This is a genomic window from Virgibacillus sp. 7505, assembly GCF_002272135.1.
In the GTDB taxonomy this organism is placed as follows: Bacteria; Bacillota; Bacilli; order Bacillales; family Amphibacillaceae; genus Terribacillus.
Genome location: NZ_NPBF01000159.1, coordinates 1 through 285 on the forward strand (window position 1 = coordinate 1; position 285 = coordinate 285).

At 51.2% G+C, this 285-nt stretch carries 1 protein-coding gene; it reads left to right on the forward strand.

Going from position 1 to position 285, the window contains the following annotated elements; translation table 11 throughout:
- On the forward strand, positions 1 to 285 hold a 285-nt coding region (locus CHH91_RS20940), incomplete at both ends, for a cupin domain-containing protein (protein WP_217973776.1).

The window sequence follows — 285 nt, forward strand, 5'->3', positions numbered from 1 at the left end:
CCTTTCTGAGAAGCTAGGCATTCCGGCAACAATGCTTTTTGCCGAAGAAGCAACCGATGAGGTCGTCGTACTGAGGAAAAAAGAAAGGCCATCCATTAAGTTTCTCAACTTGGGCCAAGAATGTGAAGTTTTGACACCGCTAGCGTGGCGGAGCGCCCAGCCTCCGGAAATCGAAGTGCTCCGCCTCTCTGTCCCTCCTCATGAACGTGTCACGGCGGAAGTTGTATCTATGGATAGGGACGAATGCATTTATGTCCTCGAAGGCCAGCTTGAATACCGCTATGG